Origin of the sequence: Rhizobium mesosinicum (assembly GCF_019511345.1) — a bacterium.
GTDB classification, from domain to species: domain Bacteria; phylum Pseudomonadota; class Alphaproteobacteria; order Rhizobiales; family Rhizobiaceae; genus Rhizobium; species Rhizobium mesosinicum.
Map to the genome: position 1 here is coordinate 17,802 of NZ_JAEUAK010000010.1, position 19,743 is coordinate 37,544.

At 60.3% G+C, this 19,743-nt stretch carries 17 protein-coding genes and 1 tRNA gene; 4 read left to right on the forward strand and 14 right to left on the reverse strand.

Annotation, left to right across the window (positions count from 1 at the left end):
- Positions 1–12: 12 nt before the first annotated feature.
- The 3 genes from JNB85_RS22905 to JNB85_RS22915 all read left to right on the forward strand — a co-directional run bounded on the left by JNB85_RS22905 (position 13) and on the right by JNB85_RS22915 (position 1,825).
- Complete coding sequence (locus JNB85_RS22905; protein ID WP_220336586.1) at positions 13–180, forward strand: hypothetical protein; 168 nt, start codon at positions 13–15, stop codon at positions 178–180.
- Between the two features lie 115 nt (positions 181–295).
- Positions 296–499, forward strand: coding sequence for a hypothetical protein (locus JNB85_RS22910; protein WP_220336587.1), 204 nt, complete (start codon positions 296–298; stop codon positions 497–499).
- Positions 500–802: 303 nt separating this feature from the next.
- Positions 803–1,825 (forward strand): GlxA family transcriptional regulator, encoded by a 1,023-nt coding sequence (locus JNB85_RS22915; protein WP_183740424.1) that lies wholly within the window; start codon positions 803–805, stop codon positions 1,823–1,825.
- Positions 1,826–1,934: 109 nt separating this feature from the next.
- Here the strand turns inward: JNB85_RS22915 and JNB85_RS22920 are convergent, their stop codons facing one another.
- The 9 genes from JNB85_RS22920 to JNB85_RS22960 all read right to left on the reverse strand — a co-directional run bounded on the left by JNB85_RS22920 (position 1,935) and on the right by JNB85_RS22960 (position 14,896).
- Positions 1,935–3,266 (reverse strand): GGDEF domain-containing response regulator, encoded by a 1,332-nt coding sequence (locus JNB85_RS22920; protein ID WP_220336588.1) that lies wholly within the window; start codon positions 3,264–3,266, stop codon positions 1,935–1,937.
- A gap of 201 nt (positions 3,267–3,467) precedes the next feature.
- Positions 3,468–4,298, reverse strand: a complete 831-nt coding sequence (locus JNB85_RS22925; RefSeq protein WP_183740429.1) for a response regulator — start codon at positions 4,296–4,298, stop codon at positions 3,468–3,470.
- 167 nt (positions 4,299–4,465) lie between these two features.
- On the reverse strand, positions 4,466–6,979 hold the full coding sequence (locus JNB85_RS22930) for a GcvT family protein (RefSeq protein WP_220336589.1): 2,514 nt from the start codon (positions 6,977–6,979) through the stop codon (positions 4,466–4,468).
- 235 nt (positions 6,980–7,214) lie between these two features.
- Complete coding sequence (locus JNB85_RS22935; protein WP_220336590.1) at positions 7,215–7,490, reverse strand: hypothetical protein; 276 nt, start codon at positions 7,488–7,490, stop codon at positions 7,215–7,217.
- Between the two features lie 101 nt (positions 7,491–7,591).
- Positions 7,592–10,213, reverse strand: a complete 2,622-nt coding sequence (locus JNB85_RS22940; RefSeq protein ID WP_220336591.1) for a mechanosensitive ion channel family protein — start codon at positions 10,211–10,213, stop codon at positions 7,592–7,594.
- A 91-nt stretch (positions 10,214–10,304) separates the two neighbouring features.
- Positions 10,305–10,862 (reverse strand): DUF924 family protein, encoded by a 558-nt coding sequence (locus tag JNB85_RS22945; protein ID WP_220336592.1) that lies wholly within the window; start codon positions 10,860–10,862, stop codon positions 10,305–10,307.
- A 17-nt stretch (positions 10,863–10,879) separates the two neighbouring features.
- On the reverse strand, positions 10,880–11,935 hold the full coding sequence (locus JNB85_RS22950; protein ID WP_220336593.1) for a sensor histidine kinase: 1,056 nt from the start codon (positions 11,933–11,935) through the stop codon (positions 10,880–10,882).
- A 271-nt stretch (positions 11,936–12,206) separates the two neighbouring features.
- Entirely contained in the window at positions 12,207–13,652 is a 1,446-nt protein-coding gene (locus tag JNB85_RS22955) for an MFS transporter (protein WP_220336594.1), read from the reverse strand.
- A gap of 164 nt (positions 13,653–13,816) precedes the next feature.
- Complete coding sequence (locus JNB85_RS22960; protein ID WP_220336595.1) at positions 13,817–14,896, reverse strand: glycosyltransferase family 2 protein; 1,080 nt, start codon at positions 14,894–14,896, stop codon at positions 13,817–13,819.
- A 190-nt stretch (positions 14,897–15,086) separates the two neighbouring features.
- Here JNB85_RS22960 and JNB85_RS22965 point away from each other — a divergent pair, with 190 nt between their 5' ends.
- On the forward strand, positions 15,087–15,776 hold the full coding sequence (locus JNB85_RS22965; protein ID WP_220336596.1) for a methyltransferase family protein: 690 nt from the start codon (positions 15,087–15,089) through the stop codon (positions 15,774–15,776).
- A 13-nt stretch (positions 15,777–15,789) separates the two neighbouring features.
- Here JNB85_RS22965 and JNB85_RS22970 read toward each other — a convergent pair whose 3' ends face one another.
- The 5 genes from JNB85_RS22970 to JNB85_RS22990 all read right to left on the reverse strand — a co-directional run bounded on the left by JNB85_RS22970 (position 15,790) and on the right by JNB85_RS22990 (position 19,702).
- Positions 15,790–16,446: an O-methyltransferase gene (locus JNB85_RS22970; RefSeq protein ID WP_420852290.1), complete on the reverse strand. Its 657-nt coding sequence runs from the start codon at positions 16,444–16,446 to the stop codon at positions 15,790–15,792.
- Between the two features lie 226 nt (positions 16,447–16,672).
- Positions 16,673–16,748: transfer RNA gene (locus JNB85_RS22975), tRNA-Lys, on the reverse strand.
- 126 nt (positions 16,749–16,874) lie between these two features.
- Positions 16,875–17,786: a PhzF family phenazine biosynthesis protein gene (locus tag JNB85_RS22980; protein ID WP_220336597.1), complete on the reverse strand. Its 912-nt coding sequence runs from the start codon at positions 17,784–17,786 to the stop codon at positions 16,875–16,877.
- A gap of 63 nt (positions 17,787–17,849) precedes the next feature.
- The gene (locus JNB85_RS22985; RefSeq protein ID WP_220336598.1) at positions 17,850–18,596 is read right to left on the reverse strand and encodes an NUDIX hydrolase; all 747 of its coding nucleotides are present in this window, start codon (positions 18,594–18,596) and stop codon (positions 17,850–17,852) included.
- Entirely contained in the window at positions 18,593–19,702 is a 1,110-nt protein-coding gene (locus JNB85_RS22990; protein ID WP_220336599.1) for an endonuclease/exonuclease/phosphatase family protein, read from the reverse strand. The genes JNB85_RS22985 and JNB85_RS22990 overlap by 4 nt, the downstream gene beginning before the upstream one ends.
- Positions 19,703–19,743 lie beyond the last annotated feature (41 nt).

The following is a 19,743-nucleotide window of genomic DNA, read 5'->3' on the forward strand; positions in this document are numbered from 1 at the left end:
AGGAGGCCGATCATGTTGCAGACAGCAGGCTTCAGTATCCTCCAGGCTTTCTTCGCTTTCCGCGCCCGCATGTATCGGGTGGCGGCACGTGAGCATATAAGGCAGGAAATGAAGCATTATCCGCCGCATCTTGCGGCCGATATCGGCGCCCTGCCCGCCCTGGACGAGCAGCAGCGATAGTTCAAAATCGCTTATGGTACCCATGAAATCTATTCGTTTGAATGATGAGTGCCACAAGCGCATATTCACATCAAGGATACGGCAATTCCGTATCTTGCAAGGAAAGGAAACGGCAATGACCTCGATGGTTTACAGAGATGGCGGCAAGGGCCTGTCGTCCTATCACAGACATTCCTCGCTCGGTTCCTATGCCAACAAGCTTGTGCGCGCATGGCGCAGGTGGCAGACGGAACGCCAGATCGAATCCATGCCTCTCGACATCCGCAAGGATATCGGCTGGCCGAGCGCCGATGAGACCGACAAGGACAGAGCTCATTAAAGACAGGGCTCATGAATGCGATACCATGCAATGAATGCGACATACCTCCCAAGCTAAAAGGCGGTGCCTGTCCCAAGCAGCACCGCCTTTTTCATATCCGCCGCTCGGCCTTTCCCCCGGAAATTTCATAGGACTATAGTGCTGAAGCGAGGCCTTTTGCTTCACTCGCGCCGCAAATCGCCTGTGATGTCGCAGATTTGCTCTTCCCAGCCGCATTTATCCATGCCAGTGTCGCTTTTGAAACATCGGAACGACGCATTCCACGCGACCAATAGGCAGTCGCCCTCGAGCATGGATTTTCCAATGAACAAGATGCAGCTCAAGAAACGTTCCGTAGTCTTCTTCATGGTCCCGCAATTCACCATGCTGCCCTTCGCGGCGGCGGTAGATACCTTGCGAATTGCAAACCGCATGCTCGGCTATCAGGCCTATACGTGGCGCCTGAGCTCGGTCGACGGCGAAAAGGTCTACTCCTCCTGCGGCATCGGCGTGGAGGCCAATTCCTCGCTTGCCGAAGAGCGCCGCCATCTCGGCGGCGAAAACCGGCCGGGCATGGTGCTCGTCTGTTCCGGCATCGATGTCGAGACCTTCAACAATAAATCCGTCAATGCCTGGCTGCGCGAATCCTATAACCGCGGCGTCGCCGTCGGTTCTCTCTGTACGGGCGCGCATCTGCTTGCCCAGGCAGGTCTCCTGAACGGCAAGCGCTGCGCGATCCATTGGGAAAACCTGCCGGGTTTCTCCGAAGCCTTCCCGCAGGCCGAGGTCTATGCCGACCTCTACGAAATCGACAACAATCTCTACACCTGCGCGGGCGGCACTGCCTCGCTCGACATGATGCTGAACCTCGTCGGTGAGGATTTCGGCGAAAGCCTCGTCAACCGCATCTGTGAGCAGCACCTGACCGACCGCGTGCGCAATCCGCACGACCGCCAGCGCCTGCCGCTGCGCGCCCGCCTCGGCGTCCAGAACGCAAAGGTGCTGTCGATCATCGAACTGATGGAAGGCAATCTCGCCGAGCCGCTGTCGCTCCTGGAGATCGCCGAAGGCGCCGGCCTGTCGCGCCGCCAGATCGAACGCCTCTTCCGCCAGGAAATGGGCCGGTCTCCAGCCCGCTACTATCTGGAAATCCGCCTCGACCGCGCCCGCCACTTGCTGGTGCAGTCCTCCATGCCGGTCGTCGAAGTCGCCGTCGCCTGCGGCTTCGTCTCCGCCTCGCACTTCTCCAAGTGTTATCGCGAACTCTACCAGCGCTCGCCGCAGCAGGAGCGCGCCGATCGCAAGATGACCATGGCGACGGCTCGCCAGCAGGCGGTTGCGGCTTGAGCCCTCGCTTTCGTCATGCTCGGGCTTGCCCCGAGCATCTGCCGCCAGTCGTTTTTTGACACGTGGTTAGATCATCGGGACAAGCCCGGGGATGACGACCGGAGACCTCTTACTGCGCCGCCTCTTCCGTCATCTTGGAATCGGAATAGACCAAATTCCGCCCCTTGTGCTTGGCCATATAAAGGAACTGGTCTGCCGCATTCAGATGGTTCTCGAATGTCTCGTAACCGGCGATCTCGGCAACGCCGATCGACACCGTCACCGACAGTTCCTCATCGTCGGCGGTCACTTTGAGGCGGGAAATATCCGAGCGGATTTCGTCACAGAGCTTGGTGGCGGCCAGCGAATCCATCTGCGGGAAGAGGATTGCGAATTCTTCGCCGCCGAGGCGTGAGAGAAGATTGTCGCTGCCTTCGAAGATCGTCTGCAGCCTGTCTGCGACAGCCTTCAGCACCTTGTCGCCGATTTCATGCCCATAGGTGTCGTTGAGGCGCTTGAAATGGTCGATATCGAGAATGGCCACCGCGCTCGGCATCTTCAGCCGCAGGCACTCGTTCACCAGCTTCGGGCCGTTGTCGTAGAAATAGCGGCGATTATAGAGTCCGGTCAGGTAATCGCAGGCAGCCGCTGCGCGCAGCTGCTTCATCTGCGTCAGCGTCTCGACATTGTTGGCGATGCGGCACTGCAGCTCTTCGGCCACGAACGGCCGATAGACGAAATCGCTGGCGCCTGCCTTCAGGAAACTTGCCGACAGCATGCGGTCGTTCGAGGAGGAAACGCCGATGACGCGCATCTTGTCCGAACCGAAACGGTGGCGGATGCGCCGCGTCAGCTCATAGCCGCTCATGTCGGGCATGTGATGGTCCGTGACGACCAGTTCGACATCGCTATAGGCTTCCAGGGCCGCAAGCGCCTCGAGGCCGGAATTCGCTTCCACCACCAGATATTGCTGAGCTCGCAAGAGATCGACCAGTACCTTGCGGGCAGACGACACGTCGTCGACGACAAGTACCCGCGTCTTGCGGTTCATGATCGCCCGGCGCACGGTCGCGACCAGATTGTCGAGCGCGAATTCGTTATCCTTCAGCACATAATCGATGACATTGCGCTCGAGGATGCGGGCGCGCGTATTGAGATCGAAGGTCGCGGTGAAGACGATGGTCGGAATATCGTGCTCGATCGTGCAGTCGAGCGCCTCGCCATAGGGCGAATCCGGCAGGTTCAGGTCAACGACAGCTATGCTGCAGCCGTGGCCATCCTGCGAGAGTGCTTCGCGCAACGCCTTCAGTGAGGAACAGCAGACAACGCTGAGGTTGAGTTCTGTCTGGAACCGATGGCAGAGCACGGCGGAAAACATCCGGGAATCTTCAACCAGAAGTATGCGGATTCCTCCAAACCGAGGACCTGCGTTCTCTTGCTGAAAATCCCCGTGGAAAGTCACAGCTGCCTACCCCTCCGTGCGCGCGAGGGGGTCGACTCGCCCCCTCTTGCCGTGCCGGACGATAGCCGAGGCCTCCGCTTCCGTGAAGAGGCAAATGACGGAAGCAACACCTGCGATTGCAAAAATATGAGCTTCCGTCATGTCTTTCAGGTGTGGGCATCTCACTGAACCGTTTCCCTGCACCCGATCTTTGCGGCAGGGTCAGGCAACAGCCCGTTCCTTGCGCATGGACTGGATCTGCAAAAGCGTATCCAGGTTCTGGTTGACGCGGCAATAGAACTCTTCGTCGATGAACGGACGCAGCATGAAATCGTTGCCGCCGGCCTTCAGGAATCGCGCCGAAAGCAATCGGTTGGAAGAGGAGGAAACGCCGATGATGCGCAGCTCATGCGAGCCGATCGTGGCGCGGATCCGGCGCGTCAGCTCGAAACCGTCGATGTCGGGCATGTTGTAGTCGGTAATCATCAGCCCGATGTCGCGGTTGGCTTTGAGGATCTCCAGCGCCTTGGCGCCGCTCTCGGCGGTGCTGACGCGGAAATTATAGCGCTTCAGGCGGCTGGACAGCAATGCGCGGGCCGTGGCGCTGTCGTCGACGATCAGCACGTGATGGCGATGGTTGGTCAGGAACCGGCAGATCGATTCCGCCAGGAGATCGACGGCGAATACATTGTCCTTGAGGATGTAATCGACGATGTCCTTGGCGAGCAGCTTGTCGCGCATCCCTTCCTGGAAGGTGCCGGTAAAGACGATCGTCGGGATCGACAGATCGACCAGATATTCCAGAGCCTCGCCGTTTTCGGCGCCCGGCAGGTTGATATTGGAAATTGCGAGCGTAATCGGATCGGAAGACTTGTCGTAGGAAAGCTGCAGATCTTCAAACGTGCGGCAGATCTCGACCTCGATATCGAAGAGTTCCTTGAGACGCTTTCCGATCATCGAGGTGAAGACGTTTGAATCTTCAGCAAGGATAATCCGCGCACCGGCAAACATTTCTCCGGAATATTGCATCCCCGAAATACCTAGAAACGCCATGGCAAACCTTTAAATGGAAATTTTGTCCCTGAACGAACCGGTTACATGAATTCATTTGAATAATTATTAATCAGGACGCCTGAGCCGGCTGCGAAAAAGGCGGCCGATGTCCCGGCCGCCTTTTTCTTCATCATATGCTTAAGAAACTAAATCAGTTGCGCAGCACTTTAACTGCGAAGTGCTGCATTCTCCGTGTCGAACGGGCTCTCGCCAACCACGGTCGCATTGTAGTTCGTACCAAGGATCTTGATTTTCAGCTTCGTGCCTTCCTTGGCATAATCGGGCCGCAGCATGGCAAGCGCCAGCGAACGGTTGATGCGGAAACCGAATGTGCCGTTGGTGGCGCGGCCGACGAGCTCGCCCGCCTCGTTGTAGATCGCCTCGGAGCCGCGCGCATCGACATCGTTGCCGGTTTCGACGACGAGCGTGGCGAAGTTCCACTTCAGGCCCTTTGCCTTGTAGGAAAGCAGGCCCTCGCGGCCGAGGAATTCCTTCTCCGGCTTGATGAAGCGGTCGAGGCCGGATTCATAGGCGTTATACTCGATCGACATTTCGCGCGGGATCAATCGGTAGGACTTTTCGACCGACATGGAGAGCATGGCTCGGATGCCGAAAGGCTTGATGCCGAATTCGGCGCCGGCTTCCATCAGCTTGTCGAAGATGTAGTTCTGCATCTCGATCGGATGATGCAGCTCCCAGCCGAGCTCGCCGACGAAGTTGACGCGCAGCGCATGGGCGTTGGCAGCACCGACCGAGATCTCCTTGCCCGAAAGCCACGGGAAATCCTTGTTGTCGAGGCTGGTATGCGTCAGCTTCTTCAGGACATCGCGCGACCTCGGACCTGCAAGCACCAGCACGCCATAGGCCTGGGTGATCGGCGTGAACTTCACGCTGCCGTCTGACGGCAGGAGCTTGCGCATATAGTCGTGGTCATGCGCCTCGTAAGCGCCGGCCGAGACGAGGTAGAACGTGCCGGGCGCGCTTTCATAGACGGTGAATTCCGAGCGCACGCCGCCTTCCTTGGTCAGCATGTGGCAGAGAGCGATGCGCCCGCGCTTCTTCGGGATGGCATTGGCAAAGATCGATTCCAGCCATTCCCGCGCGCCGGGGCCGGTCACAAGCGCCTTGGCGAACGCCGACATATCCAGCACGCCGACATTCTTGTGAACGTTCATGACCTCGTTGCCGACATGCTCGAAATAGTTCGAGCGGCGGAACGACCAGCGTTCCAGAATACGGCCGTCTTCGGTCGGCTCCGAATGGTTGTGGTTGGTCAGCACGTCCGCGCCGACGCCGATCTGGTCCTTCGGCAGATCGTAGCCTTCGGGCGCGAACCAGTTGGCGCGTTCCCAGCCGTAGACGGAGCCGAAGACGGCGCCGAGCTTCTTCAGGCGGTCATAAACAGGCGTCGTCTTCAGCGGCCGGGCGGCAGCGCGCTCCTCGTCCGGATAGTGCATGGTGAAGACGTTGGCATAGGCCTCCTCGTTCTTGGCGATGAGGTAACCTTCCTTGGCATAGGGGCCGAAGCGGCGCGGATCGACACCCATCATGTCGACGGTCGGCTCGCCGTCGACGATCCATTCGGCAAGCTGCCAGCCGGCGCCGCCGGCGGCCGTGATGCCGAAGGAATGGCCTTCGTTCAGCCAGAAATTCTTGAGGCCCGGCGCGGGGCCGACGATCGGGTTGCCGTCAGGCGTATAGGCGATGGCGCCGTTGTAGACTTTCTTGATGCCGACTTCGCCGAAGGCCGGCACGCGGGCGATCGCCGTTTCGATATGCGGCATCAATCGGTCGAGCTCTTCCTGGAACAGCTCGTACTCGCTGTCGTCGGAGGGACCGTTGACGTAACAGACCGGCGCGCCCTGCTCATAGGGGCCGAGCAGCAGCCCGCCATTTTCCTCGCGCATGTACCAGGCGCTGTCGGCTTCACGCAGCACGCCCATTTCCGGCAGGCCCTGTGCCCTGCGGGCCAGGATATCGGGATGCGGCTCGGTGACGATATACTGATGCTCGACCGGAATGACCGGGATATTGATGCCGACCATCTCGCCGGTCTTGCGGGCGAAGTTGCCGGTGCAGGAAATGACGTGCTCGGCGGTGATCTCGCCCTTGTCGGTCGTCACCTTCCAAAGCCCGTCCGCCTGCTGCTCGATGGCCGTGACCGTCGTGTTACGGTAGATCGTGGCCCCATTATCGCGGGCACCCTTGGCAAGCGCCTGCGTGAGATCCGCAGGCTGAATGTAGCCGTCATCGGGATGCTGGATCGCGCCGAGCAGCCCGTCGGTCTCACAGAGCGGCCAGATCTCCTTCACCTGCTCCGGGGTCAGGATATTGACCTTGACCCCGATCGTCTCGGCAATGCCGGCATAATACATGAATTCGTCCCAGCGATCCCTGGTGCGGGCGAGACGGATGTTGGAGACCTGGCTGAAACCGACATTCATGCCGGTTTCCTGCTGCAGTTCCTGGTAGAAGCGAACGGAGTATTTGTGGATCTGGCCGACCGAGTAGCTCATGTTGAAGAGCGGCAGGAGGCCTGCGGCATGCCAGGTCGAGCCTGATGTCAGCTCCTTGCGCTCGATGAGCACACTGTCGCTCCATCCCTTTTTCGCAAGATGATAGAGCGTCGAAACACCGACCACGCCGCCGCCGATGACCACTGCCCGTGCATGTGACTTCATGGAGAAATACCCTCTTTTATCTGATATCCGGCAGCCCATACCGGACGAACTCCCAATATCCGGCGGCTGAAGCCGGACGAACCATTGTCGCGAACTATGCAGCGAGGCCTGCGTCATGAGAGGCCTGTTTACGACATGGGAAAAGCTTGCCGCGACGAGGCGCAAATAGACAAGCGTCAAAACCGCGAGGCTCAAAAAATCGTAAAAATCTATAGTGGCCGGGCCGAAGCCGCCGTCACTTGACGACGGCAGAACCCTTGACGATCTCGATCGTCTCGTCGCCGGAAAGCCCTATATGGTCGCCATCGGGCGTCGTCATGAAGCAGCCGGAGGGGCAGACGCGTTCGGATGCGCCGGCATCGACAACGATCTCCACACGGTTGCCGCCTTCGGTGACGGTCAGCACCACGGCTGCGTCATCCTTGTTGGTGACGGAGGCGGCCAGCGCCAGAGGTGCCGCGGAAAGGAGAAGAAGGAATGCGACTGCGGATCGTGTCACGGTATGCGACATGGGCTATACGCCCTCCCCTGGAGCGCTCGTCGCGGCACCAGCCGCGATCGATTGCATGAGGTTATAGCGCAAGACCCGTGAATGAGCGCTGAATGACCCGTTCAGCCTTTGAGCTTGCCGTCTGCCGTCTTGCTGCGCAATTGGCGCACCGGCCGCTCGTCTTCTACCGTCTCTATTACCTTGCCCTCGTCTTCCGCCGGAGCCTGCTCCTCTGGCTCATCGGGCTTTTGGACAAGCACCTTCTCCGCATCCGCATTCGCCTGCCGATGGATGGTCAGATCGCTCTGCGGCAGCGGGATCTCGATGCCCTCTGCCTTGAAGCGCCTGAGGATCTCGATCCTCAGATCGTTACGCACCGTCAGGCCGTCGCCCATGTCGGCCAGGAAGAAGCGCAGCTCGAAATCCAGCGAGTAAGGCCCGAAGCGCAGGAATTCGACATGCGGTTCCGGATTGCGCAGGATCAGCGGCACGGCAGCCGTCAGCTCCAGCAGAATATCCATCACCCTGCGCGGATCGGCCTCATAGCTGACGGAAACAGGGATTTCTGAACGCCCGAGCTTGTTGCGATGCGTCCAGTTGCCGACGAGCCCGTTGATGAGCTCCGAATTCGGCACGATGATCGACTGTTTGCGGAAGGTCTCGATCTCGGTCGCGCGCACCGAGATGCGCTTGACGATGCCTTCGGCGGTTCCCGAAACGACATGGTCGCCCACCTTGAAAGGGCGCTCGACGAGCAGGATCAGGCCGGAGACGAAATTCGACACGATGTTCTGCAGGCCGAAACCGATACCGACCGACAGCGCCGAGGCGACGAGCGCAAGGTTGGAAAGATCGATGCCCGCCGCCGAGATGCCGAAGATGGCCGCCACGCCGACGCCGAGATAACCGATGCCCGTCTTGACGGAATTGCGCACGCCGAGATCGACATGGCTGCGCGCCATGACGTTGCTGTCCAGCCACTTCTGAACCCAGCGCGTCGCCAGATAGCCGCCGGCAAAGAGCAGGATGCCGGTGAAGATACCGAGCAGCGAAATGCTGATGCCGCCGAGCCGCACCTCGGTGAACAGCCGGTAGGCGAGCAGCTGCAGGTCCTGCACATGGAAGCCCCAGAGCAGCAGGATCAGCGGAATACCGGTCAAGAGTGCCACCGCATAGATCAGCAGGCCGACCACCAGCCCCGCCTGATCGATTGCCACAGGCCCGAGCTTGAAACGGGTTTCCAGGAAACGCCCGAGGAATGTATCGGCGAAATTGTCCTGTCGCGACACCGCCTTGCCGAGCAGCAGGCCGATATAAGTGGTCACCACGATGGCGCTGGTGATGATGAGCTGGGTGGCGACGAAGCGCGCCAGGCCTACATAGCCCGAGAGTGCCGCAAGGATGAGGCCCGCCCCGAAGACCCGCAGCAGGATCGCCATGCCGCGCGGCCAGTGGCGGCCCGGCGCATCGGGATCGCCGTTCTTCGCCAGCATCGGCTTTCCGAATGACACGGCAATCAGGATGATACCGATGATCAGCGCCGCAAGCAGGCTGCGCACGACGGTCAGGACCAGCGGCGATCCCATCGCCTCGCCGATGGCGCCGAAGAGATAGTCGAGCGCGTTGACGACGGCCATGGCGATGAGGCAGTAGCCGACCGAGCGTGCGCCGAGATTGGAAAGGCGCACCAGCCGCCAGGACGGATCATTCGGGGCAAAGACCGCGTTGACGAAGCGGCCGACGAAATAGACCAGGCCGATAGAGCCGAAGAGCGCGCCGATGACAGGCGTGATATCGCTCCGCAACACGTTGAAGCCATCGAGGAAGATCAGCGACGTCACCAGCAGCGCATCGAGCGAAGCCGTGCGGATCAGCGTCGACCAGAAGGCAAAGGAAAGGCGGCTGATATAGGACGGTTCTTCGATATTGACGTCGCGCCGCAGATACTGGCCGAAAAGCCTGTAACCGCCGGAGAGCAGGATCAAGGCCGTTGCGAGCGACAGAAAGATCGCGGCAAAGAGCGACAGGCTCTTGAACTTCCAGACGAAGGTGATCCAGCTCGAAAACGTCTGGGAAAACTCGCTGGCTTCCCGAACGAAGGCGCTGCTCGCATCGTCGAAAACGGAGAGGGAGATTTCGGTGCGCCGGAACAGCGTCGCTGTGAAGAGCTGGCGGCGCGTCGCCGTGATCACGTTGGAAAGCTTGGTGATTGCGATCGACAGGTTCTCCGCGTCACCCGTCACGGCATTGATCTGCGAGCGCTCCGATGTCAGTGCATTGCGCTCTTCGGTAACAATCTGCGCTTCCGGCGGCTGCCCGTCCTTCGGCGGTTCGCCGAGTTCGGCAAGACGGCTCTTGATCTGGTCGAAACGTGGGCGCAGGCTGACGGAGGTGGCGATAACGCCACGGCCGAGTTCATCGGCTTGGCCGGCAAGCTCGACCAGAGCGTCATCATTATCGGCATTCTGCTTGACGCGATCCTGCAGCGAGGCAAGCTGGCTCTTGGCCTTGTCGATATCCTTCAGCGCCTGATCGAGCGCGCTGTTTGCAAGCGGCGGCTCGGCCGGCGTCGTTTGCGCCGGAACTGGCTGAGTTTGAGAAGGTTGAGCCGGCGCCACCTGCGTCTGAGCCTCGGCCGGAGGCTGCGGGGCCTGTGCGACGGCCGCCTCTCCATCGAGATGCAGGCCGGCAACAGCCAGCGACAGCAGAAGAACGGTGCGAAGCAGCCAATGTGTCAAGCGCAAGAAGCCCCCGCGTGGATTCGTCTCATCAGGTAATGGACCGCTTCTTATCGGAAAGAAAGGCGACAGAAAGGCAGAATATTCAGGTAACCGCTCAGAAACCGGAGCCTGGAAGCGCCAGATAGGCCAGTTCGGCCTCGCTGGACTCCCGCCCGATAACGGCGTTGCGGTGCGGAAAACGCCCGTATGTCGCGATCACTTCCCGGTGGCGAAGCGCATAGTCACGGAATTCCTCGTCGCCGAGCGCCGTAAACAGCGCCACCGAGCGGTCCTGCTCGACGAGATCTTCCGCATGCTCGAACGGCATATAGAAAAAGGTTCGCCGGATATCCTCGACGGCATGATCGGCGCCAACGGCAAGAGCCATCTTCGCCTCGCGCAGCGCCAGCCCGTCGGTCGCAAAGGCAAGAGGCGTGGCACGATAGATGTTGCGCGGGAACTGGTCCAGCACGATAACGGCCGCAAGACGGCTCTCGGGGCTGGAGCGCCATTCCTCGGTGACGCTGCGGGCAAGCGACAGGTGGGTTGCGCGAAACCGCGCCCGGATTTCCTCGTCCAATTCGGCGGTCGAATTGAACCATTCCTCGCGGCTGCAGCGGACGAACCAGAAATCATAGACTTCGCCGGGTGTGCAGACGATATCCGTGTTCATGACCCTCCCCGGCCGCTTCAGTTGACGGCAAAAGCGAGTATGGCCCGCGTGCCGCTGTGCTGCCCGTCGTAGACGAGTTCGGCTTTCAGGCTGCCGGCCATGGCGTTCAATATCTTCGTGCCGAGACCCGTTCCCTTCGCCGGACCCGAGGGGTCGAAACCTTGGCCGGCATCTTCCACGGTGACCCTGAGACGGTCGGCGTCCTGCTCGACGATAACATTGATTTCGCCGGGGCTGCCGTCCTGATAGGCATATTTGAAGGCGTTGGTGACGAGTTCGCTGACAATCAGGCCGAGCGTGATCACCTTGTCAGTCGCCAGATTGACCGGCTGGGAAGTCAGCACCACACGATGCGGCCGTTTCTCGTCGCGCATCGAGGCTTCGAGCTCGGTCAGAAGGCTGCTCAGATACTCATCCACCTGCACCGTGCCGACCTGTCGGTTGGTGTAGAGGCGGCGGTGGACGCTGGCGATCGCATTGATGCGCATCTGCGTTTCCTGCAGCGCATCGATCGCCACCTGATCGCTGGTCATGGATGATTGCATGCGGATCAGCGCACCGACGAGGCCGAGGCTGTTGGCGATGCGGTGATTGACTTCGGCAAGCAGCATCTCCGCGTGATCGCGCTGCTGGCGGATCACCTCCTGCGCCTGCGCCGTATCGCGGCGGAAGCGCGCCCGCTCCAGCCCCTGTTCGAGGGCCGCGGCCAGAAGATCGAAATAATCGGGCGAAATGCCCTTCAGAACATAATCGTCGGCGCCGGCCTTAAGGGCTGCGACCGCAATGCTCGTATCGCCGGAACCGGTGGCGTAGATAACGGGCGGATGATCGGGAATCGCCACGATGCGCGGCAGGATATCGAGCCCGGTTTCGGCCTTCAGGAAATGATCGAGAACAATGGCATCGATACCGCCCTCGGCAAGCAGCGCGAGGCCGGTCGCTCCGTCACTTGCCCATTCGAGCGTAAAACCGCGACGGCCGAGGTTCTTCTGCATCAGCAGGGCCAGCTCTTCGTCGTCATCGATATAGAGGATACGGATCGGATGACCCGTATCGCCACTGGACTCACTCATTCCGCCTCCGGGCACTTTTCCGCAGCAATATCGGCTGCGGAGCCGCCGAGTCTTCTGCATAAGACTGTCGTATTGCATCGGCAGGCGTGCGTAAACAGCACCTGACCTTTGGCATGATGTGACGCCTGATGCCAGGCAGATCGAAGGAGAAAGTCATCGAGAATCTCGACCCCTGCCGGCTGCGGCCGGAAGCCCCTCTAAATAATGCGAAACACAGATACTGGAAATCAGCTCGGTAACGCAGGGGAAGGCAAATAGTTCCGAGGGTGAGTCAGCTTTTTTGAAAGCGGCGGTGGTGGGAAACGTCGGCACCCGCATCGGCTGAAAGCCGCAGGAAGCGCAGGCAGGACAAAAATCCGATCATGCCGACCACGAAGAAAGCCGTACGGAAGTCGCCGAGGATAGGGTCCGCAGCGCCGCGAAGCCCTGCGGAAATGTTGAGTACCGCGGCCGCCACGGCAACGCCGACCAGCATGGAAATCTGTTGCAACATGCTCGATAGCGTCGAGGCGGAACTTCTCTGCGCCGGGCCGATATCGGCGAATGACAGCGTGTTGAGAGCGGTAAATTCCATAGAGCGGGAAAGCCCGGCAATCAGGAGCAGCGCCGAGATGACGACGTCGGGAGTATCGGGGGTCAGAAAGCCGCAGGCGACGATCGAGCCGGCGGCGATGACGCCGTTGAAGAAGAGCACGTTGCGAAACCCGAAAAAACGCAAGAGCGGCGTCGTCACCACCTTCATGCCGAGATTGCCGAGGAAATAGACCAGAAGATAGGTGCCGGCAGCAATCGAGCTCAGGCCGAAGCCGAGCTGGAAGAGCAGCGGCAGCAGGAAGGGCGTCGCATTGATCGCAGCTCGGCAGGCAGTACCCGCCGAAAGCGTCGTCATCGAGAAGGTCTGCACCTTGAAAGCGGTCAGATCCAGCAGCGGATTGTCGATCCGCCGGAAATGCCGCGTCGCCATGGCCGAAAGCACGATGCCGGCGGCAAGCAGCACGACGAGCGGCACGAAGCCGGCTTGTGCTTTGACTGACAGCTCAAGTGCCGCCAGCAGCAGGGTCAGCCCTGCAGCACTGAGGAAAAAGCCCTTGATGTCGAGCGGTCCGACCCTTTCCTCGCGTTGTTCCGGCACGAAGCGCAGCACCAGCGCGATGCCGACGAGGCCGATCGGGATATTGATGAGAAAGTTCCAGTGCCAGCTGGCATAAGTGGTGATGAAGCTGCCGAGCACAGGGCCGAGGACGGGTGCCGTCAGCGCCGGCCACGTGATCAGCGCAATCGCCTGCACCAGCTCGGACTTGCGGGCGTTCTTGAGCACGATGATACGCCCGACCGGCGTCATCAGCGCACTGCCCGCACCCTGTACCGCACGGGCAATGACGAATTCGGTGAGGCTTCCCGACAGGCCGCAGAAGAGCGATGCCACGGTGAAAACCGCAATGGACACAAGAAAGACACGCCGCGCGCCAAACCGGTCGCCCAGCCAGCCGGACAGCGGAATGAAGGCCGACATGGTGAGCATATAGACCGTGATGCCGATGCTCATGGCAACCGGCTGCACGCCGAAACTTGTCGCCATCTGTGGCAGCGAGGTGGTCACGATCGTGCCGTCAAGGATCTGCATGAAGAAGGAAACGGCAACGACGAGAGCTACGATCTTCGCCTGACGGGCGCTCGCCGCCTCATCTGTGTTCTCGCGCGTCTGAACTGCAGTCATCGATCTGTCAATGCGAATTCGAGATTGCGCGGGAAAAGGCGGGAGAACCGACAGGTCAAGCCGCGCGGAAGGATACAGTCTGCATACGCCCCTTATGCCGCATCGGAAAGGTCAAATGCCGCAGGTCCGAGACTTTTGTCAACCTGCTCGGCAACAATCCGAAATCAGCGGCCAACAGATGCTTCAATCGGCTTTGCGATCACGCTTGCCGCCGAAAGCCTGCCGAGTTCAAATCTTCGCCCGGCCGTATCGAGTTCGGAGAAATCGTCGGGCAATTCGGACGTAACCGCGCCCTGCACCACGCAGTCGATCATGAACATCGGCCTGCGCTTATGCTCCTGCACGAGGCGGCCGACATATTCGCCGAGCGTGCCGAGCGCAATCAGCTGGATGGCGCTCAATGCCGAAATGGCGGCCATAATGCTCGACCAGCCGGTGATGACATTGCCCTCGAACCACTGCACGAGCGTGTAGATCAAAAGCCCTACCGCGAAGACCGCTGAAAGGAGCCCCATCCAGGCGCTGACGCGCAGCGGAATGATCGAGAAGCTGGTGATCGCATCGATCGCAAAGCGGATCATCTTCCTCAGCGGATATTTCGTCGCCCCGGCATAGCGGGCATCACGCGTATACTGCAGCGCCATCTGCTTTCCCCCGATCCAGCTCACCATGCCGCGGATGAAACGGTGCCGCTCCGGCATGTTGAGCAGGATATGGACGATGCGCGCCCTCATCAGCCGGAAATCGCCTGTGTCCTGCGGGATCGAGATGGAGGTAACCCGCGTCAGCAGCCGATAGAAGACGGAGGCGGTGATGAGCTTGAATCTCGTCTCCCCCTTGCGCTCGCTGCGCTGCCCATAAACGACATCGGCACCCTGATCCATGATCGCCATCATCTCGGAGAGCAGTTCCGGCGGATCCTGCAAATCGGCATCGATGAGCAGGACGCGCTCGCCGCGCGCCACCGCAAGGCCGGACGTCGCCGCTAGCTGGTGGCCGTGATTGCGCAGCAGCTTGACGCCGAGCACCTGCGGAATGTCTGCCGCAAGCGCTGATATCACGCCCCACGTATCGTCGCTGGAGCCGTCGTCGACGAGGACGATCTCGAAGGATTGGCCGGCAACGGCCTCGGCCGCCGCCCTCGCCCGGCGGCAGAATTCGGCAAGCCCTTCGGCTTCGTTGTAGCAGGGCGCGACGATGGAAAGCTTGATCCTCACATCGCCGTCGTCAACGGATTTCCCCATATCCACCGAATCTCCTCGTTCCCCGCAAGGAAGCATGACCAATCGCCTGAAGGCACACAAGGCAGAGCGCCGTTGCCCTGAAGATCGGAATCTGTGCCGATGATGATGTTTGATATCATGTGTCTGCTTTGCAGATTCTAAAGGCAAAGCCGCAAAGTGGATCGCGGGAGCACGCCCACGGGGAGACGTCATGGAAAATGCAGCACCCGGTCTTGGCCGCAGGGCCGTTGAAGCCAACGCCAAGTTTCTGGTGGCCCTCGGCGTCATGGTTTTCCTGGCGGCGGGAACACTCGCCTATTGGCAGGGGTGGCTGTTCCTTGCCAATTTCGCCGCCTGGTCGGCCGGCTCATCGGCTTATTTCTATTATCGAGACCCGGCACTTCTGGAAAAGCGTATGCGCGCCGGCCCGGCCGCAGAAACGGAACCGGTTCAAAAGTGCATTCAGCTCTTCACCGGCGCTGTGATGATCGCTCTCATCGTGGTTTCAGCACTCGATTACCGCTTCGGCTGGTCGACCGTTCCGGTATGGACAATCATTTTCGGCAACCTGCTGATCTCGGCAGGATTCCTGTTCGTCGTCTTCGTCCTCAGGGAAAATACCTTCGCCTCGGCCACCATCCAGGTGTCCGAGGGCCAGCAAGTCATCTCCACAGGCCCCTACGCCCTCGTGCGGCACCCGATGTATGCCGCTGTTCTGCCGCTGGCATCGGGCATCCCGCTTGCCCTCAATTCTTGGTGGGGCCTCGTCATCGTGCCGCTGATTTTCATCGGCCTGATCCTGCGCCTGCTCGACGAGGAGCACCATCTGCGCCAGGACTTGCCTGGCTACGAGGATTACTGCCGCAAAGTGCAATACCGGCTGTTTTCCGGCATTTGGTGAACCTGCTTGAGATTCAAACCGGCTCGTACCGGCTCACCTCCAGCCCCGATCCGATCGGCAGCAGCACGCTCGTGATCCCCGGCTTGGCGCGGATGGCCCGGGCATAGATCTTCACGTCTTCAGTCACAGGATAAATCATGTTGTCGGCAACGATGATCGCGCCCGCGTTGAGCTTCGGATAGAAAGCCTCCAGGCACGGCAGGTAGAGATCCTTCCAGAGATCGACGAGCACGAAATCCACCTTGCCCCGCAATTCGCGGATCATCGCGACCGCATCGCCCACCCGGAAGTCGATATGTTCGGCAAGACCGGCCTTCTCCGCCATCGTCTGTGCATGCGCGGATTTATAGCCGTGCACCTCCATGGTGATCAGCCGCCCGCCGGTCGCCCGCGCCGCTTCAGCGAGCCAGATTCCGGAATAGCCGAAGGAGGTGCCGAGCTCGAGAATGGTCGGCGCCGTCAGGCTCCGGACGAGAATATTGAGAAACCGTCCGGTTTCCGGACCGACCGCCCGCATCCGCTGATCCTGCCCGCCATCGCGTCCGCCCGGCGCTTCCTGACGCGCTACACCGCGCTCCTCGTCGATCCGCTGGTGATAGGCACCGAGAACGTTGATCACCTTCTCATCCAGCCGATGTTCGCCGAGATTGTTCTGTTTGTCATCGGTCATTGCCATTCCTCCAGGGATAGGCTTGCGACGGTGGATGCCGCTGCAAGGACTTCGCTCCAGCGAGTTAAATACCGGGGGCGCCTGCGGGCAAGGACAGATTGTTTGGAAAGTGGGAGCCGCTGATTCCGGCAAACGGAGGCAGCGGATTCAGAGAAACAGAAAGAGCCGGCAAGCCTTTGATATCAAAGATCTTGTTTTTTTATTCTGTTCTCTTTGAAGGATAATTTGGTGGGTGATGTAGGGCTCGAACCTACGACCCGCTGATTAAGAGTCAGCTGCTCTACCAACTGAGCTAATCACCCGTACCGTGCTTGGCTGCGCGGTGTGACGGGCATATAAATAGGATCGTCCGGCTTGTCTAGCGCCCTGCCGAAAATTCTTTGGTTAATTGCGAAGTTTTTTTGTCGGGTGCCGGAAATCCAATGAAATCAAAGGTCGAGCGTGCCGGTTGCAATCCGTACCGCCTGACCGCCGATCCGGGCATTCGAGATGGCTCCGCCTTCGATATCCATATGCAGGTGGATGAAGGACGGGCGGCCCATTTCCACGCCCTGCTCGATGAGGATCGGGTAGTGCCCGTCCGTCAACCGGTCGAAATGGTTGATCGTCCCCGAGAGGGCGGCGGCTGCCGAGCCGGTGGCCGGGTCTTCTGAAATGCCCATGCCGCTTGCAAACATGCGGGCATGGAACTTGGCGACATGGTTCACGCCGCCGCGACAGTAGATATAGGCCGAAGCGAGCGCGCCATCGACGAAGGGCACCGTCTTTTCCCAGAGCTGCGGGTCGAACTCCAGGCGCTCTGCCGCGCCGACGTCGTGGACCGGCACCATCAGGAAGGGAACGCCGGCACTCCAGATCGACGGCACGTGATTTTCGAAGCCGATCTCTGTTGTCTTCAGCGATAGTGCGTCGGCAATGCCGAGCTTGTCGAGCGGCAGCGATATCTGTTGGGATTTGCGCGGCAGGTCGAATTCGGCAAAGCTCGCCTCGCCTTCGCGCAGCCGGACAGCGCAACGCACCGGCCCGACATTTTCTTCGAGGACCGAAACGAGGTCGAGCCTTGCAGACCCATGCGCCTTCTCCGCCAGCGCGATCGCCGTGCCGACCGTCGGATGGCCCGCAAAGGGGAGTTCACGGCCGGGTGTGAAGATGCGGATACGCGCGGTATAGGCGGGGTTGGCAGCGGGCTGCACGAAAACCGTCTCGGAGAGATTGGTTTCGCGGGCAATCGCCTGCATCGCCTCGTCATCGAGCCCATCGCCGTCAAAGATCACGGCCAGCGGATTGCCGGCAAGCTTGGTGTCGGTGAACACGTCATAGATGCTGTAGCTCAACGCCACATCGGCCTCCCTGAATCGGTCATCGAGCCGCCAACCTGCCCGACAGAAAAGCCAAGTGCAAGCTTACCTGCTAAAATACCAGTCGATGATCGCCAGCATGGCGACGTTATAAGGCTGCGCGGCCGGATCGGCAGAGCGAATGGCAACCGCCCCGGCAATTTCCTTGTCGTCGGCCACCAGCATGTGGGCGCCGATGAAATCGACCATTTCATCCGCCGTCATATCGAAGCGGAACAACTTGAAGAGCGACACCGAACCGCGCACGTGGCCGGCATGCAGCCCCTCGCCCGCAATGGCGTCGGCAAGATCCAGCCCCGTTTCCTCCATCACCTCGCGGCGCATGTTGCTGTCGATATCGCAGCGCCCGCCCACCACATCTTCCGGCTCGAGCGAACCGGCTGCGAAATAGACCTGACCGGGGTTGGCCGTGTGCGCCCCCATGCGAATCGCGACCAGCGCACCATCCGAGGATTCCAGCACCGGATAGGCAAAGAGATGAATGGCGCCCTTCCGCTCCGGCTGCCTGCGCCACCACATGAAAGCCGAGAAGGGAACGATATAGGCTTCGCCTGCAATCCCCGCCTCGGAGAGCTTCAGCCGGTGCTGCAACACCATGCGGCCATCGAAAAGCGCAGGGTTGGCGGCAATTTCGCGTTCCCAGTTCTCGCGGATCACCGATCGGTTGGCGACAAGGAAGGGATGATCGCCGTCCAGCACGCGCAAGTCGGTTCCTGCAACCGAAAATACTGTCCGCTCCGGGGGAAAAGCGGAAAGATCTTCTGAAAATTCCGTTGAAAAGCGCGCGGTCATAAAAGATCCAATGTCATGACGACTGGGCAGTGGTCGGATGCCTTCGGCCTGTCCCAGCCGGTGCGCGGGTAACGCTCGACTTCCTGCCCCGGTGGGAAAATGGTGCGGTAGGGCTGTCCGTGACGGATGATTTCGGGGATGCGCCTGGCGTTAGTGGCGGCAAGTGTCGGCGACAGCCAGAGATAATCGAGCTGGCAGAGCCACTGCTCCTCCGGCCCGCGCGCATGATAGAGCGTCCAGCGGTCGAGCGGAGCGCGGCGGCGCACGACATTTTCGGCAAATCCGTCCTGGCTGAAGACATCGAGCGCGCTCTCTGCTTCGTCCTGATGCTCGAACCGGTAGCCGGTGCCGCGCCGGCCGATCACATCGACCCGCTCCTGATAATCGTTCATGTCGCCGCAGATAACGAAGTTCTTTTTCGCCGTATGCCCGGCGCCGAACCGGTTTTCGATGATGCGGCGAACGGCGCGCGCCTCCGCCCGGCGGATCGGCAGGGTCGATTGCCGCCCGTCCAGCCCGTCGCGCGGGTTGCCCATCGACTTGAAATGCACGACGTAGAGCGTCAGCGGCGCCCCGCCGACCCTCAAATCCAGTTCCAGGCAGTCGCGCTTGAAGATCTTGTCGTCGAGCCGGTTGGTCTTGCCGATCTCCTCGTCGAAGAGATCGAAATCGCGATAGGTCACCATCGCATGGCTCTTGATGTCCTTCAGTTCGATCTTTTGGCCGTCGCGCGTTTCCTCGCGCATCAGAACGGCGACATCGATGCCGCGGCTGTCATTGCCTTCGACCAGGTATTTCTGCCGGTAGCCGTTGCCGACCATGCGGTAGAGATAGCCATATTCGAAGGCCTGAAGGGCGGCCATACTGTCTATTTCCTGCAGGCAGAGAATATCGGCATCCGCATCTGCAATGGCGAGCGCCGTCATCTGCCTGGTATCATCGGTCGAGGCGATCACCCGTGCTTGCTCGAGCTGCTGGTAGACGCCCTCAGTATTGACCTCGAAGAGCTTGATGACGCGGTCCTGCCGAAGCTGATTGCGATAGCCCGTGAAATCGAAACGGGTCAGCAGGTTCTCGACATTGAACGTGGCAAGGCGAAGCGACATCAGGCATTCCCGGTTGGATCGACGCCAACTACTAGAGCAAT

Excerpts from the sequence above, each read along its gene's own strand:
- JNB85_RS22905 (WP_220336586.1), top strand. The coding sequence starts at position 13 with ATGTTGCAGACAGCAGGCTTCAGTATCCTCCAGGCTTTCTTCGCTTTC.
- JNB85_RS22910 (WP_220336587.1), top strand. The coding sequence starts at position 296 with ATGACCTCGATGGTTTACAGAGATGGCGGCAAGGGCCTGTCGTCCTAT.
- JNB85_RS22915 (WP_183740424.1), top strand. The coding sequence starts at position 803 with ATGAACAAGATGCAGCTCAAGAAACGTTCCGTAGTCTTCTTCATGGTC.
- JNB85_RS22925 (WP_183740429.1), bottom strand. The coding sequence starts at position 4,298 with ATGGCGTTTCTAGGTATTTCGGGGATGCAATATTCCGGAGAAATGTTT.
- JNB85_RS22930 (WP_220336589.1), bottom strand. The coding sequence starts at position 6,979 with ATGAAGTCACATGCACGGGCAGTGGTCATCGGCGGCGGCGTGGTCGGT.
- JNB85_RS22935 (WP_220336590.1), bottom strand. The coding sequence starts at position 7,490 with ATGTCGCATACCGTGACACGATCCGCAGTCGCATTCCTTCTTCTCCTT.
- JNB85_RS22945 (WP_220336592.1), bottom strand. The coding sequence starts at position 10,862 with ATGAACACGGATATCGTCTGCACACCCGGCGAAGTCTATGATTTCTGG.
- JNB85_RS22950 (WP_220336593.1), bottom strand. The coding sequence starts at position 11,935 with ATGAGTGAGTCCAGTGGCGATACGGGTCATCCGATCCGTATCCTCTAT.
- JNB85_RS22955 (WP_220336594.1), bottom strand. The coding sequence starts at position 13,652 with ATGACTGCAGTTCAGACGCGCGAGAACACAGATGAGGCGGCGAGCGCC.
- JNB85_RS22960 (WP_220336595.1), bottom strand. The coding sequence starts at position 14,896 with ATGGGGAAATCCGTTGACGACGGCGATGTGAGGATCAAGCTTTCCATC.
- JNB85_RS22965 (WP_220336596.1), top strand. The coding sequence starts at position 15,087 with ATGGAAAATGCAGCACCCGGTCTTGGCCGCAGGGCCGTTGAAGCCAAC.
- JNB85_RS22970 (WP_420852290.1), bottom strand. The coding sequence starts at position 16,446 with ATGACCGATGACAAACAGAACAATCTCGGCGAACATCGGCTGGATGAG.
- JNB85_RS22985 (WP_220336598.1), bottom strand. The coding sequence starts at position 18,596 with ATGACCGCGCGCTTTTCAACGGAATTTTCAGAAGATCTTTCCGCTTTT.
- JNB85_RS22990 (WP_220336599.1), bottom strand. The coding sequence starts at position 19,702 with ATGTCGCTTCGCCTTGCCACGTTCAATGTCGAGAACCTGCTGACCCGT.